The following is a 12,774-nucleotide window of genomic DNA, read 5'->3' on the forward strand; positions in this document are numbered from 1 at the left end:
GCTAGCCTGGCGGCCATGATCAGCCTCGCACGCCTCGACCCGACCGGAGTCGATCGCACCGACCTCGTCGACTTCCTGACCGGCGAGGAGTTCCCGTTCCACGTCCGCCGCACGATCACCCGTACAGACGCCGAGGCCGCGATCGACGCCGGTGCCTTCCGCGACGACGAACACGACACGTCCTGGTTGCAGCACGAGGAACACGGCCGCATCGGCATCGTCCGGCTCGAGGACCTCGCCGATCCCGTTCCCCTGTTCGACCTGCGCATCGCCGGCCGGTTCCGTGGCCGGGGCCTCGGTGTGCCGGCGCTGCGGGCGACGACGGACCACGTGTTCCGCACGATGGGCGAGGTCACCCGTTTCGAGGGACAGACCCGCGAGGACAACGTCGCGATGCGCCGTGTCTTCGTCCGCGCCGGCTGGGTGAAGGAGGCCCACTACCGCGAAGCGTGGCCCGTCGAGGGGGCTCGCCCGGTCGCGTCCGTCGCGTACGGCGTGCTCCGCCGAGACTGGGAATCGGGCACGGTGACGCCCGTCCCGTGGGACGAGGACGTGGTCACCATCGGCGGCTGAGGCACCGGCCTGGAGGCACGGCTCGTGTCCGCCACGCGGCGAACGTGAACAAGTCCGGACACCACTGCGGGCGTCCGCGGCTGGACGGATCCACTCGGTTCAGGAGAAGTCGGATGGTTTCACGACCAGCCAGATCACTGACCTCATGACGAGCGCGAACCCGTGCTGTATCCACGAGTTTGCCGCGCCCGATCGCCGATCCCTGTTGCCTGCATCGTTCAGTGGAGGGAGTTGAGCTCAACGTGACCAGTCCCAGCATCGACGCGCAAGACCGGTGCGCATCGCTGTCCCTCCGCTCGGACGACGACATCCTTGCCCACCGCTGAACTCACCAGTCGTAACAGGCGAATCAGCCCGTCGACGGCCTCGTCATCGATCATCTCCCGAAGGTCGAAATCGAACTCGATGGGGGCTCCCCAGCCGAAGAAGAAGTTGACCTGGACGCCGTCGGTCGGCCAGACGGAGCACTGTTCTCCTTCGTCCCCCTCGCCGCGCTCCTCAACGCGGACCCAGCGTGTGCTCCTCAGCGCGTCGCGCACCGTGTCCATGTCGGCCTCGAGGGACCCGATCACTTCAGCGTCAGGAAGGACCATGGGCTCCAGACCGTCGATCTGACGGAACGCCTGCCGGAAGGCCGCCGCCGTGATCGCATTGTTCACGACTCGGACCTCTCAGCTCAGGCCGCTGGGCGCGACGGTGCTGTGAGGGATTGCTGAACGGTCGGTGTCGGCACTCGCAGTCAGCACCATCAGCCTTGCCCCTGGTCCCACAGCCGCCAACCGTCGGCTGTCCGGATCCAGCACCAGCTCCAGCTCATGGTGCCGGGTTCCTCGCCGGACATTCCTCGCTGGTCGATCGTGGACGCCACGCACACTTGATTCCGGTCGGCGACGCCTTCCGACACGGACTCCGCCTTGCCCACTCCGCGGTGGGACACGAGCTCGGGTTCGCCGTTGAGCCAGGTGAAGGGTGCGGCGCACCAGGAGCCGGTGTGCGCCGTCGTGAGCCGTCGCGTCAGGATGCAGTCGCCGTGTTCGGCCCCCTGGAGGTAGATGCGGGTCATCGTCTCGGGAGACGCGTTCTCGGCGTGCAACCGGCTCAGTTGAGCGTCTGCAGAATGATACTGACACGCCACAGTCCCCACGCTCGCGGCAACGCAGGCGGAGAGCACTCCGATTGCGATGAAGTTCCTCCGACGCATCTCGGAAGCATCCCTCGGATACGAACACTGGGGCAACACCCCATCGCGGGGTGAGTGAAGGCTCTTGGCAGGGTCTCCATCGTCCGCCGCCCAACAGCGGCGATCCCGATGACCGATCGGTCACCGAGACGTTCACCGTCAACATCTGGACCAAGCCAAGGCAGACATTCAACGAGCGAAGAGGACCAACGTCAGTCGACGTTGGTCCGCTCCCTTCGAATGCCCGCCAGGCGCGAGGCGCGGGCCTCGCTAGAACAGCGAGTTCAGCTCGCCGTTTCCGAGCGGCCGGCGAGCGTTCCCGTACGGGGCGATCCTCCGATTGTCAGCGCCTGAGGAACTCAGCGACCAGCGTCGCAGCTGCGATGACGCCTCCGAGAACAAATCCACAGCCGACGAATCGTGTGAGCTCCGGGGTGAACTGCCCTCCCCAGAACTCCCCTTGCACTTTCCGCGCGAAGCGGGCGATCGGCTTCGGGAAGAGGATGAGGATACAGCCCCATGTGACGCCGATCACTGCCAGCCCAACGAAGAACATGCCCACCTCGCTGAGCGTAGTGCGGTCACGCAGCGAGAATGATGGAAGCAATCCCGCAAGCCGATCGGCTATTGAAACGCTGCTCGGATCGCAGTTCGGTGTGATGGACCGCGGTGTCGGGTAGACGTCGCCTAGGTGTCGGGCCACTGGCATGGGCCCGGGAAGCTGTTTCTCCTACTGTGGCAAACATGAGCCAGACACGGATCGTCGAACTCCGGACGCAGCGAGGGTGGACCCAGCAACGACTGGCGGATGCCAGCGGAGTGACCGTCCGAACTCTCCAACGCCTTGAAGCAGGCAACGACGTCAGCCTCGACACACTCTCTCGTCTGGGGCAGGCGCTCGGAGTACCCGTGCGAGAGTTGTTCGTCCATGTCCCGGACACCGACTTCGGCAGAACGGCTTCCGCGGTGAGTCGGGATGAGGTACGCCGCTTCTCAACGGCAGCACGGGGCGCGTGGCGTTCCATCGCTCGAGGAGTGGCATTGTTCGTCGTTTCCCCCATCCCGGTCGTCCTGCTCATCGCCGGAGCGGACGAGGGCGTCATCCCCGCGAACGGGCAAGTCGCCATCGCAGCTGGTCTCGGTCTGCTCCTGCTGATCACCGCAGTCGGCGCGCTCCAGCTACTGCAAGCGTCGACCGCCCTGGCACCGTTCCGGTTCCTCCGACAGAAGCAGGTACCTGCCGGAGGCGACGCAGCAGGTTGGGTGGAGCGCTTCGCAAGAGTGCAGCGTCAACACCGAGCGGTGATCGTCGGATCCGCAGTGGTGCTTTGGATCTCGTCGCCCCTGCCACTCATCATCGTGGCCTTGTCTCGCCCCTCGACCTTCCCAGGGATCTGGATAGCTGCCGCGACGACCTTCCTTCTCATCGTCGTCGCCTGCGGTCTGTTCGCCGTCCTTCGAACCGCGTGGCCGTCATACGTCGCCGGGAAGCTCACGACCGGTGTCGAAGGCAACACCGTCGGATAGCCGATCCTTTCCCCGACGGCGAGCGGCTCAGCGCCCCGGACTCGTGTCGGGGACTCACAGGGTCTCGGCGACCGCTGCACGGCTCACGAATCCGATCCCGCCTCGCCCGCGTGGAAGGACCCCGATCCGGACCATGCCGAGACCAGACTCGATCTCGATCCCATCCTTCCATCGCGGTGACGCGCCGAAGACGCCCTCGTTCACGTCGAAGTCGATCGCGCGTACGGATGAGCAGGAGGTAGTGACGTGGATGGAACCCGTCCGCGTCTGCACATGCACTCTGTCGGCTCCGATGCTGATGAGCACGATGGGCCGGACCATGTTCGACGCGGGCAGACCGAAGAAGACACGTGCCTGGAGCACGGTTCGACCTGACGTCCTCGCAGAGACCACGTTCGCCTGGGGGTGAGCATCGCGAGCCAAAGGACCCGACCGAGTCAGCACCTGACTGCCTGACCGAAAGCCGGTCCACCAGTGGTCGTCACGGCGCCCCGGTCCACCGTCTCGCTCCACACATCCTGCTGACCGCCAGCGCTGTCTCACAGAGGTCGTCCGCGGTCCTTCGCGATGGCGGTCCGTCGTACGAACACGACCGGGACCTCTCCTGGTCGGCCGTCGCTCTGCCAGCGACCTCCGACGTCGACGTCACAGTGGAGTGCGACGAGCCAGGAACCGGACACCAGACGAGCAGCATCCGAGGTCGCCAGGTCCCCGCGCCGTCACGACGAGCACGACCGTTCTGGTCGCAGGACGAGCACCAGGGTGCGCAACGCGACGAGCACTCCGACGGACAACGAGCGCGACGACGAGCGCGACGACGTTCATGGCGAGTGCCCCGCCGGAGCACCTCGTGGAGCGCGCGGTCAGGCCGGACGGCTGAACAGGTTGACGAGGTTGCCGTCCGGGTCCCGGAACAGCGTCGACCGGTTGCCCCACGGCATCGTCGTCGGCGGGAGCACCAGGTCGGCGATGTCGTCCCTGAGCCGCTCGAACGTCGCGTCGACGTCGTCCACGTGGAACTCGACGACGACGCTCCCGTTCGACCGGGCGGTCGGTGCCGCGTCCCCGAGCATCGCGACGGTCGCCGGCGTCCCGAGCGCCAGAACCGCGCCGCCGGTCACGACCTCCGCGAACACCGGCGCCGGTCGCCGTGCCGTCGTCCCGGTGACCCGCTCGTAGAACGCCACCATCCCGTCCAGGTCCTCGGTGATGATCCGGATCGATGCGAACTCCACGGTGTGCCTTCCCGGGCGACCACCGTGATCGCCCGGGTCGAGCATCACCGAACGCTGCGACACCGTCCTGTCGGGGTTTCGCCGAATCGGCTCAGTCGCCGAGCACCGGGCGGAGCACCCCGTGGGGGATGTCGAGCTCCTCGACCCGGACCACCCGCGCCGGGGCGGGTTCGTCCGTCTCCTCGACCGCGAGCACCCGGTCGCCACGGAACGCGCGGACACCGTCACGCAACCGGCACCACGCGACGAGGTACCAGTCCTCGCCCTTGCCGATGTACCCGAGCGGCTCGACGGTCCGTTCGGACTCCGTGCCGGCGCGGTCCCGGTAGCGCATCAGCACGACCCGGCCCCGCGTGAGGGCGCCGGCGAGCGCGGTCGGCGCGGGAACCCGGTCACCGGCCTCGAGCAGGTGCACCCGACCGGCGAGCCGAGCCGTCCGGCGCGCGTCGTCCTCGGTGAGCACGGCCGTGACCTTCCGCGCGGCACTCCGGGCGGCCTGCCGGAAGGGGCTGTTCCCGAGGCTCGCGAGTCCGATCGCCACGGCGAGCGCCTCGTCGACGGTCAGGCCGAGCGGCGGGAGCGTGGCCCGGGCGTCGATCGTGTACCCGCCGGTCCGCCCGGGTTCTGCCCAGATCGGCACGCCGGCCTCCTGCAGCGAGCGCAGGTCGCGCTCGACGGTCCGGACGCTCACGCCGAAGTCCTCGGCGAGCCGGCGGGCGCTCCGCCGGGCGGGCGCGGCGGCGCGCAGCGCCTCGACGAGTGCGTACAGACGGTCCGTCCGGTTCACGACGCGACCATAGCGCCTTGGGCGCGACGCCGTGACGGTCGGGAGGCGCGGGACCGCCTGGTACCGCGCCTCCCGTTCGATCGGTGGTCGCTCCTCAGGAACGCGACAGGCGCGTCACCGTCGCGTGCGCGCCGTCGGCGATCAGCCCGTCGAGGGCGTCGCGGTACGCCGCGACGAAGCGCTCGTCGTCGACGAGGTCGCCGAAGACCTGCCGGTTCTCGATGAACGCGAGCCGGTCCTCGCGCTGCGTCGCCGCGATCGCCGTCAGCGAGTCCGCCAACCGGTCGACGACGGTGATCGGCTCGCCGGACTCGTCGGTGCCCTCGGCGTACCGGGCCCACGATGCGACGATGCCCGCGGACAGCGTGACCGGCCCGCCGGACGCGAGGTTCTCGCGGACGACCGGCAGGAGCCACTTCGGGATGCGGTCGCTCGACTCGGCGCAGAGCCGTGCGAGGGTGTCCCGCACCTCGGGGTTCTGGAAGCGTTCGATGAGGGTGGCCTTGTAGTCCTCCAGGTCGATGCCCGGCACCGGCGTGAGCGTCGGTGTGCCCTCCTCGTCCATGTAGCGGCGGAGGAAGGTGGCGATCGCCTGGTCCTGGGTGGCCTCGTGCGCGTACCGGTAGCCGGACAGGTACCCGAAGTAGCAGAGCCCCTGGTGGCTGGCGTTGAGCAGCCGGAGCTTCATGAGCTCGTACGGTTCGACGTCCTCGACGAGTTGCACGTCGGCGTGCTCGTAGGGCGGGCGTCCGGCGGGGTGGTCGTCCTCGAGCACCCACTGGAAGAACGGCTCGGCGACGACCGGCCAGGCGTCCTCGATGCCGAGCTCGTCGCGCACCCAGGCGCGGTCCTCGTCGGCGGTGACCGGGGTGATCCGGTCCACCATCGAGTTCGGGAACGAGACCTGCTCGTCCATCCAGTCCGCGAACGCGGGGTCCTGCAGCCGGGCGTAGGCGGTGAACATGTCACGCGCGACGTGCCCGTTGCCCTGGATGTTGTCGCACGACATCACCGTGAAGGGCTCCTGCCCGCGGTCGCGACGTCGCCGCAGGGCCTCGACGACGAGGCCGAACACGGTGCGCGGCGGGCCGTCGCCACGCAGGTCCGCCGCGACGCCGGGCTCGTCCGCGACGAACTCCCCCGTCACGTGGTCGAAGTTGTAGCCGCCCTCGGTGATGGTGAGGCTGACGATCCTCGTGTCCGGGTGCGCCATCCTCTCGACGACGGCGTCGGGGTCGTCGACGGCGAGCAGGTAGTCCACGATGCTGCCGATCACCCGGGACTCGCGGGTGCCGTCCGGGTGCTTCAGCACGAGCGTGTACAGCCCGCCCTGCTCGGCCATCGCGGTGGCCATCCGGCGGTCCTGCTCGAGGACACCGACGCCGCAGATGCCGTACTCGCGGGCCTCGCCCTGCTGCAGGAGGCGGTCGATCACCATCGCCTGGTGTGCACGGTGGAACCCGCCGACGCCGAAGTGCACGATGCCGGCCGTGATGCCGTCGCGGTCGTAGGTGGGAACGGCGACACCGCTCGCGGCGATCTGGTCGAGGGTCTCCGGGGACAGACGGACGGGCATCGTGTACTCCTTCGTACGGCGGGCAGGGTCCGCCGTGCTTCAGGCGGGCTCCGCCCAGTCAACCACGCACAGTTGTTCAGCACATCGTTTCCGTATCGGAACGACGACCCGGGGTACGAACCTGAGGATGCGCTCCTGTTCGTTGCACCGAGTGCATCGATGCACCTAGTGTGCTCGTTGTGACCCTGTCCATCGACCGCCGTGCCGCCCTCAAGGCGAAGCACCGTGCGGCGATCCTGCAGGCCGCCCGTGACCTCGTCGAGGAGCGCGGCGGTCGCGGGTTCAGCGTGGACGACCTGGCGGCACGTGCGGACATCGCCCGACGCACGGTCTTCAACCACTTCGCATCGCTCGACGAGGTCCTGCTGGCCGTCTGCGAACAGGAGCTCTCGGTCATCATCGACCGGTTCCTGGCCGACATGGCGAAGACCCCGGTGGGCGACGGCAGCCGCGCCTCGATGTTCGACGAGCTCGAGTCCGCAGCCCGCGGGGCGGACCTGGCGCCGGCGATCGCCGGGATGTACCGGATCCTCGGCGATCCCGGCAAGGACGACCCGAAGGCCGCCGTCCTCACCCAGACGGCGTTCGCCCGGGTCACCGAACGACTGCGCGACGAGGTCGCCCGCCGCCACCCCGCCGCCGACGCGCTCGACGCCGCCCTGCTCGTCGAGTCCCTGATGAGCGGCATCGTCGTCATCGCCGAGCACTGGCTGACGACCACTGGGCCGCGGCTCGACCAGGACGCGCTCGACGCTTGGGACGCCTTGCTCGCCCGACTCGTGCACAGCGTCCGCAGCGGCTACATGCCCACCGACTGACTTCTCCCCCAAGGGGTCCACCGGCGCACCCCGCACCACACAGCACCTGACAACGAAAGGAACGGGGCAACCGCATGGCCGGTCTCCTCTACCGTCTCGGACGGTTCTCGGCACGACGCCACTGGCTCGTGATCATCGCCTGGGTGGTGATCATGGGCATCGCCGGCGTCACCTACAGCCTGTTCGCCGGGACGATCTCCTCGTCGATCACCATCCCGAACACCAAGACCAGTCAGGTGCAGGACGAGCTGGCCGACAAGTTCCCGTCCGCGAACGGCGGCAACGGGACGATCGTCTTCGAGACGAAGAACGGCACGGCGTTCACCGACGCCCAGAAGTCCGACGTCGCGGACTTCCTGAAGGGGCTCGAGAAGCTCGACGGCGTCAAGGGCGCGACGAGCGGCTTCGACACCCAGCAGCAGCTCGACGATCAGCGACAGAAGATCGTCGACGGCCGGGAGCAGATCACCGCCGGGCGCGCGAAGATCACGAGCGGGCAGGAGCAGCTGGACGCGCAGAAGTCGCAGCTCGACGCCGGCAAGGAGCAGATCGCCCAGGCACAGGCCCAGCTCGACGCGCAGAAGGCCGCCGCCGGTGCTGCTGCCGCCGCGAGCGCACAGCTGCAGGCCGCCCAGCAGCAGATCGATGCCCAGCAGGCGCAGATCACCTCGGGCGAGGCGCAGATCGCCGCCGCGCAGAAGACGATCGACGAGAACACCGCCAAGCTCGACGACAGCGAACAGGAGCTCGAGCAGGGCTCGAAGCTGCTCGACCTGTCGAAGGACATCCGCTTCGTGTCGTCGAACGACAGCGCCGTGATCGGCACCGTGCAGTTCACGAAGTCGACCTTCGAGGTCCCCGCGGACACCAAGACCGCGATCGCTGACAAGGCCGACGACGCCGGCATCGACGGCGTGTCCGTCTACGTGTCCAACGACATCGCGCAGGGTGTGCCGTCCATCCTCGGACCGGGCGAGATCGGCGGCGTGATCATCGCCGCGATCGTGCTGTTCCTGATGCTCCGCACGATCATCGGCGCCGCCGTGCCCCTCGTCAGCGCCGTCCTCGGCGTCGGGGTGGCGTCCCTCGCGGCGCTGTCGTTCTCGAGCCTCGTCGAGTTCATCTCGGTGACGCCGGTGCTGGGGGTGATGCTGGGCCTGGCGGTCGGCATCGACTACTCGCTGTTCATCCTGAACCGACACCGGACCCAGCTGAAGCAGGGCATGCGGGTGCACGAGTCGATCGGGCTCGCGAACGGCACCTCCGGCAACGCCGTGGTCTTCGCCGGCGCGACGGTCATCGTCGCCCTGCTCGCGCTGAACATCACCGGCATCCCGTTCCTCGGCCTGATGGGCACGGTCGGCGCGGTCGCGGTGTTCTTCGCGATCTGCATCGCCACGTCCTTCACCCCGGCACTGCTGTCGCTCATCGGCATGCGGATCCTCCGCAAGAAGGAGCGCGCGAAGATCGGCAACACGGACTCCACCCGGGTGCCGAACAAGCCGATGTCGACCTGGCGCGCGGTCATCACGCTCGTCGCCGGCGTCGCGGTGCTCGGCACGATCGCCCTGCCCGCCACGCAGATGCGCCTCGGCCTGCCGAGCGGTGCGTCCGAGGCCGTCGACTCGAGCCAGTACAAGGCGTACAAGGCACTCGACAAGGAGTTCGGCGCCGGCCAGAACGGTCCGCTCCTGGTCGTCGCGAACCTGCCGAAGGCCGTCAGCAAGGACGACGTCACCGCGACCGAGGTCACCATCGGCGAGGCCATCGCGAAGAACGACGACGTGAAGGCCGTGCTGCCGATCGGTGCGTCGAAGGACCGCGACATCATCGCGTTCCAGGTGAAGCCCGCCGGTGGCCCGGACAGCGTCTCGACCGAGACCCTCGTGAAGGACCTCCGCACGCAGAACGTCACGGTCGACGACGGCACGGCCACGCTCGGCGTCGCGGGCAACGCGTCGGCGAACATCGACGTGTCCGAGAAGCTCGCGAACGTGCTGCCGCTCTACCTGGTGGTCGTCGTCGGCCTGTCGCTGATCATCCTCATCATCGTGTTCCGGTCGTTCCTCGTGCCGATCACCGCGACGGCCGGGTTCATCCTGTCCGTCCTGGCGTCCTTCGGCGGCCTGACCGCGATCTACCAGTTCGGCTGGCTCGGCAGCGTGTTCGGGGTGCACGACCCCGCACCGATCCTGAGCTTCCTGCCCATCATCGAGATCGGCATCCTGTTCGGTCTGGCGATGGACTACCAGCTGTTCCTGGTGTCCGGCATGCGGGAGGCCTACGCCCACGGTGCGAGCGCGAAGGTTGCCGTCCAGCGCGGACTGCACGCCGGGCGCGCTGTGGTCACCGCGGCCGCGATCATCATGATCTCGGTGTTCGCGGGCTTCATCTTCTCGGACTCCTCCACCATCAAGCCAATCGGCTTCGGCCTGGCGTTCGGTGTCCTGGTGGACGCGTTCGTCGTCCGGATGCTGCTCATCCCCGCGGCGATGCACCTGCTCGGCCAGAGCGCCTGGTGGTTCCCGAAGTGGCTCGACCGCATCGTGCCGGACGTCGACGTGGAGGGCGCGAAGCTCGAGCGCACCCACCCGACCGGCGGGCACGAGAGCACCCACACGGGGTCGCACGCGCTCCCCGTGGAGCCGGACGCGCACGCACACGACTCGGGGCACCCGCCGGCGCACCGCGCGTAGGCGCCAGCGCACCCGTCCTGGAGGCGCGGGTCGACCCACACTGGTCGACCCGCGCCTCCAGGCGGTTGCGGCCCGGCGCGCGCTGCCCGCTCCCGTTCGCGCGCGTCATCCGACACGGCACGCGTCGATCGACCGGTGCGACGTCGGAACATGCTCGCGCATCCGGTACGGGCGCATCGTCCGGCATGGCACGCGTCGATCGACACGCGCGGTGTCGCAATGTGCACGTGCATGCGCCGGAGCGTCAGCGGGAGCAGCACGAGCAATGCAGTCATTCGCGCACGAACGGTAGACTCCCGCCATGACCGAGACGGACGTCGACCCGCTCGCCCTCGACCGGCAGCTCTGCTTTGCGCTCGCGGCGACGAGCCGGAGCGTCATCGGGCTCTACCGCGACCTGCTCGACCCGATGGGCCTGACACATCCGCAGTACCTGGTGATGCTCGCCCTGTGGGAGCAGGACCCGCGTTCCGTCCGGGAGATCGCCCGCGAACTCCGGCTCGACTCGGCCACGCTGAGCCCGCTGCTGAAGCGGCTCGAGGCGTCCGGGTACGTGCGCCGGTCCCGGAGCACCACCGACGAACGGCAGCTCGAGGTCTCCCTCACCACGGCCGGTCGTGCACTCCGCGAGCGCGCCCGCGCCGTCCCGGTGGCCGTCGCCGACCGACTCGGATGGCCGCTCGAGCGCCTCGAGGCACTGAAGGACGAACTGACCGCTCTGCTCGACGTCGTCGACCAGGTGTGATCCTCATTCGTTCGTGGCACAATGATTGGTGCACGAACGAAAGGGTGGACCATGGGTCGCTTCGGACAGTGGTACGAACGGTGGAACAGCACGCTCATCGCGAAGATGGGTCCGTCGCAGATCGGCGCCGGCCACCCCGAGGGCATCGACGACCGCACGATCGACCGGGGCTGCCCGATCTGCGGCGCACCCCTCTCGCTGCACCAGATCATCCGACCCGAGGGACAGGTCCGCTCCTCCACCCTGGTCTGCCCACGGCCCTGACGATCGACCGCGCGCGGGAATTGCACTGGGCAACGCCTCGTTGCGCCGTGACGTGAAGCTCTTCGAACCCGCCACCTTCGGCGCACTCCCCCTGTCGAACCGCATCGTGATGGCGCCGCTCACCCGCGTCCGCGCCGGCGAGCACGGCATCCCGAACGACCTGCTCGTCGAGCACTACGCGCAGCGCGCCGGCCTCGGGCTCATCGTCACCGAGGGCACCTGGCCCGTGCAGGAGGGCCGCTCCTACCCCGGCCAGCCCGGCATCGAGACCGACGAGCAGATCGCGGGATGGCGCCGCGTCGCCGACGCCGTGCACGCCGCCGGCGGCACCATCGTCATGCAGCTCATGCACGGCGGCCGCGTCTCGCACACCGACATCTCGCAGACGCCGCGCATCGTCGGTCCGAGCGCCCTCGCCGCTCCGGGGCAGACGCACCTCGCCGACGGCTCGAAGGCGGACATGCCGGTCCCCCACGAACTGACCACCGACGAGGTCGCCGACGCCGTGCAGGGCTTCGTACGCGCCGCCCGCAACGCGATCGCCGCCGGGCTCGACGGGGTCGAGGTGCACGGTGCGAACGGGTACCTCGTGCACGAGTTCATGTCGACCGCGTCGAACACCCGCACCGACCAGTACGGCGGCTCGCCGGAGAACCGTGCGCGCTTCGCGGTCGAGGTCACGACCGCGGTGGCCGAGGCGATCGGCGCCGACCGCACCGGCATCCGCCTCTCCCCCGAGCACGGCATCCAGGGCGTGCTCGAGAGCGACCCGGCCGACGTCCACGCCGTGTACACCGCCGTCGCCGAGGGGCTCGCGCCGCTCGGTCTCGCGTTCGTCGACGTCCTGCACGCCGACCCGGCGGGCGAGCTCGTGCAGCACATCCGCCGCACGGTGGGGGCCCCGTTCGTCGCGAACTCCGGCTTCAGCGCACTGACCACCCGCGACGAGGCACTCGCCCTGGTGGCGGACGGACACGCGGACGCCGTCGGCGTGGGCCGCGCCGCGATCGCGAACCCGGACCTCGCCCACCGCTGGGAGCACGACACCGAGCTCAACGAGCCGCGGCCGGAGCTGTTCTACGGCCAGGGCGCCGAGGGCTACACAGACTACCCGACGCTGGCGGAGGTCCGCGAGCGGGTCGCGTAGTCGACGCGACCAGGAACGGACTGGAGGCGCGGGGCCGGCTGGCACCGCGCCTCCAGTCCATCTGCGTCACCCCGGAACGAACGAAGCCCCGTCGCAGTGCGACGGGGCTTCGTTCTGTTCGGTGTCGTGTCGTTGATCCGACACTGTGCGCTCGAAGGGACTCGAACCCCCAACCTTCTGATCCGTAGTCAGATGCTCTATCCATTGAGCTACGAGCGCGTGGCCT

The 12,774-nt window shown here is 68.9% G+C and carries 14 protein-coding genes and 1 tRNA gene; 7 read left to right on the forward strand and 8 right to left on the reverse strand.

Annotated features, from left to right (window positions below):
• The first annotated feature begins 15 nt into the window (after positions 1-15).
• Entirely contained in the window at positions 16-573 is a 558-nt protein-coding gene (locus ACRQ4B_RS16100; protein WP_439692400.1) for a GNAT family N-acetyltransferase, read from the forward strand.
• Between the two features lie 218 nt (positions 574-791).
• On the opposite strand, the gene ACRQ4B_RS16105 is transcribed toward ACRQ4B_RS16100, so the two are convergent.
• From ACRQ4B_RS16105 to ACRQ4B_RS16115, 3 genes are all read right to left on the reverse strand, one after another.
• Positions 792-1,232 carry a hypothetical protein gene (locus tag ACRQ4B_RS16105; protein ID WP_439692401.1) on the reverse strand — a complete coding sequence of 147 codons (441 nt, stop codon included), beginning with the start codon at positions 1,230-1,232 and terminating at the stop codon, positions 792-794.
• Positions 1,233-1,321: 89 nt separating this feature from the next.
• On the reverse strand, positions 1,322-1,636 hold the full coding sequence (locus ACRQ4B_RS16110) for a hypothetical protein (protein WP_439692402.1): 315 nt from the start codon (positions 1,634-1,636) through the stop codon (positions 1,322-1,324).
• Positions 1,637-2,096: 460 nt separating this feature from the next.
• The gene (locus ACRQ4B_RS16115) at positions 2,097-2,315 is read right to left on the reverse strand and encodes a hypothetical protein (RefSeq protein WP_439692403.1); all 219 of its coding nucleotides are present in this window, start codon (positions 2,313-2,315) and stop codon (positions 2,097-2,099) included.
• Positions 2,316-2,497: 182 nt separating this feature from the next.
• Here ACRQ4B_RS16115 and ACRQ4B_RS16120 point away from each other — a divergent pair, with 182 nt between their 5' ends.
• Positions 2,498-3,280 carry a helix-turn-helix domain-containing protein gene (locus ACRQ4B_RS16120; RefSeq protein ID WP_439692404.1) on the forward strand — a complete coding sequence of 261 codons (783 nt, stop codon included), beginning with the start codon at positions 2,498-2,500 and terminating at the stop codon, positions 3,278-3,280.
• A gap of 54 nt (positions 3,281-3,334) precedes the next feature.
• Here ACRQ4B_RS16120 and ACRQ4B_RS16125 read toward each other — a convergent pair whose 3' ends face one another.
• From ACRQ4B_RS16125 to ACRQ4B_RS16140, 4 genes are all read right to left on the reverse strand, one after another.
• Positions 3,335-3,643, reverse strand: coding sequence for a hypothetical protein (locus ACRQ4B_RS16125; RefSeq protein ID WP_439692405.1), 309 nt, complete (start codon positions 3,641-3,643; stop codon positions 3,335-3,337).
• A gap of 500 nt (positions 3,644-4,143) precedes the next feature.
• Complete coding sequence (locus tag ACRQ4B_RS16130; RefSeq protein WP_439692406.1) at positions 4,144-4,515, reverse strand: VOC family protein; 372 nt, start codon at positions 4,513-4,515, stop codon at positions 4,144-4,146.
• A gap of 91 nt (positions 4,516-4,606) precedes the next feature.
• Positions 4,607-5,302, reverse strand: coding sequence for a helix-turn-helix transcriptional regulator (locus tag ACRQ4B_RS16135; RefSeq protein WP_439692407.1), 696 nt, complete (start codon positions 5,300-5,302; stop codon positions 4,607-4,609).
• A gap of 94 nt (positions 5,303-5,396) precedes the next feature.
• Positions 5,397-6,878 carry a mannitol dehydrogenase family protein gene (locus tag ACRQ4B_RS16140; RefSeq protein ID WP_439692408.1) on the reverse strand — a complete coding sequence of 494 codons (1,482 nt, stop codon included), beginning with the start codon at positions 6,876-6,878 and terminating at the stop codon, positions 5,397-5,399.
• A 179-nt stretch (positions 6,879-7,057) separates the two neighbouring features.
• Here ACRQ4B_RS16140 and ACRQ4B_RS16145 point away from each other — a divergent pair, with 179 nt between their 5' ends.
• The 5 genes from ACRQ4B_RS16145 to ACRQ4B_RS16165 all read left to right on the forward strand — a co-directional run bounded on the left by ACRQ4B_RS16145 (position 7,058) and on the right by ACRQ4B_RS16165 (position 12,548).
• Entirely contained in the window at positions 7,058-7,696 is a 639-nt protein-coding gene (locus ACRQ4B_RS16145) for a TetR/AcrR family transcriptional regulator (RefSeq protein WP_439692409.1), read from the forward strand.
• Positions 7,697-7,770: 74 nt separating this feature from the next.
• On the forward strand, positions 7,771-10,392 hold the full coding sequence (locus ACRQ4B_RS16150) for an MMPL family transporter (RefSeq protein WP_439692410.1): 2,622 nt from the start codon (positions 7,771-7,773) through the stop codon (positions 10,390-10,392).
• Between the two features lie 301 nt (positions 10,393-10,693).
• Complete coding sequence (locus tag ACRQ4B_RS16155) at positions 10,694-11,137, forward strand: MarR family winged helix-turn-helix transcriptional regulator (RefSeq protein ID WP_439692411.1); 444 nt, start codon at positions 10,694-10,696, stop codon at positions 11,135-11,137.
• Positions 11,138-11,188: 51 nt separating this feature from the next.
• Positions 11,189-11,401, forward strand: coding sequence for a hypothetical protein (locus tag ACRQ4B_RS16160; RefSeq protein ID WP_439692412.1), 213 nt, complete (start codon positions 11,189-11,191; stop codon positions 11,399-11,401).
• 52 nt (positions 11,402-11,453) lie between these two features.
• The gene (locus ACRQ4B_RS16165) at positions 11,454-12,548 is read left to right on the forward strand and encodes an alkene reductase (RefSeq protein WP_439692413.1); all 1,095 of its coding nucleotides are present in this window, start codon (positions 11,454-11,456) and stop codon (positions 12,546-12,548) included.
• 146 nt (positions 12,549-12,694) lie between these two features.
• Here ACRQ4B_RS16165 and ACRQ4B_RS16170 read toward each other — a convergent pair.
• Positions 12,695-12,767, reverse strand: a tRNA-Arg gene (locus ACRQ4B_RS16170).
• Positions 12,768-12,774: the final 7 nt, after the last annotated feature.

The organism is Curtobacterium sp. SP.BCo (assembly GCF_051903265.1).
Classification (GTDB): domain Bacteria; phylum Actinomycetota; class Actinomycetes; order Actinomycetales; family Microbacteriaceae; genus Curtobacterium.

Excerpts from the sequence above, each read along its gene's own strand:
- ACRQ4B_RS16100 (WP_439692400.1), top strand. The coding sequence starts at position 16 with ATGATCAGCCTCGCACGCCTCGACCCGACCGGAGTCGATCGCACCGAC.
- ACRQ4B_RS16110 (WP_439692402.1), bottom strand. The coding sequence starts at position 1,636 with ATGACCCGCATCTACCTCCAGGGGGCCGAACACGGCGACTGCATCCTG.
- ACRQ4B_RS16120 (WP_439692404.1), top strand. The coding sequence starts at position 2,498 with ATGAGCCAGACACGGATCGTCGAACTCCGGACGCAGCGAGGGTGGACC.
- ACRQ4B_RS16140 (WP_439692408.1), bottom strand. The coding sequence starts at position 6,878 with ATGCCCGTCCGTCTGTCCCCGGAGACCCTCGACCAGATCGCCGCGAGC.
- ACRQ4B_RS16150 (WP_439692410.1), top strand. The coding sequence starts at position 7,771 with ATGGCCGGTCTCCTCTACCGTCTCGGACGGTTCTCGGCACGACGCCAC.
- ACRQ4B_RS16155 (WP_439692411.1), top strand. The coding sequence starts at position 10,694 with ATGACCGAGACGGACGTCGACCCGCTCGCCCTCGACCGGCAGCTCTGC.
- ACRQ4B_RS16160 (WP_439692412.1), top strand. The coding sequence starts at position 11,189 with ATGGGTCGCTTCGGACAGTGGTACGAACGGTGGAACAGCACGCTCATC.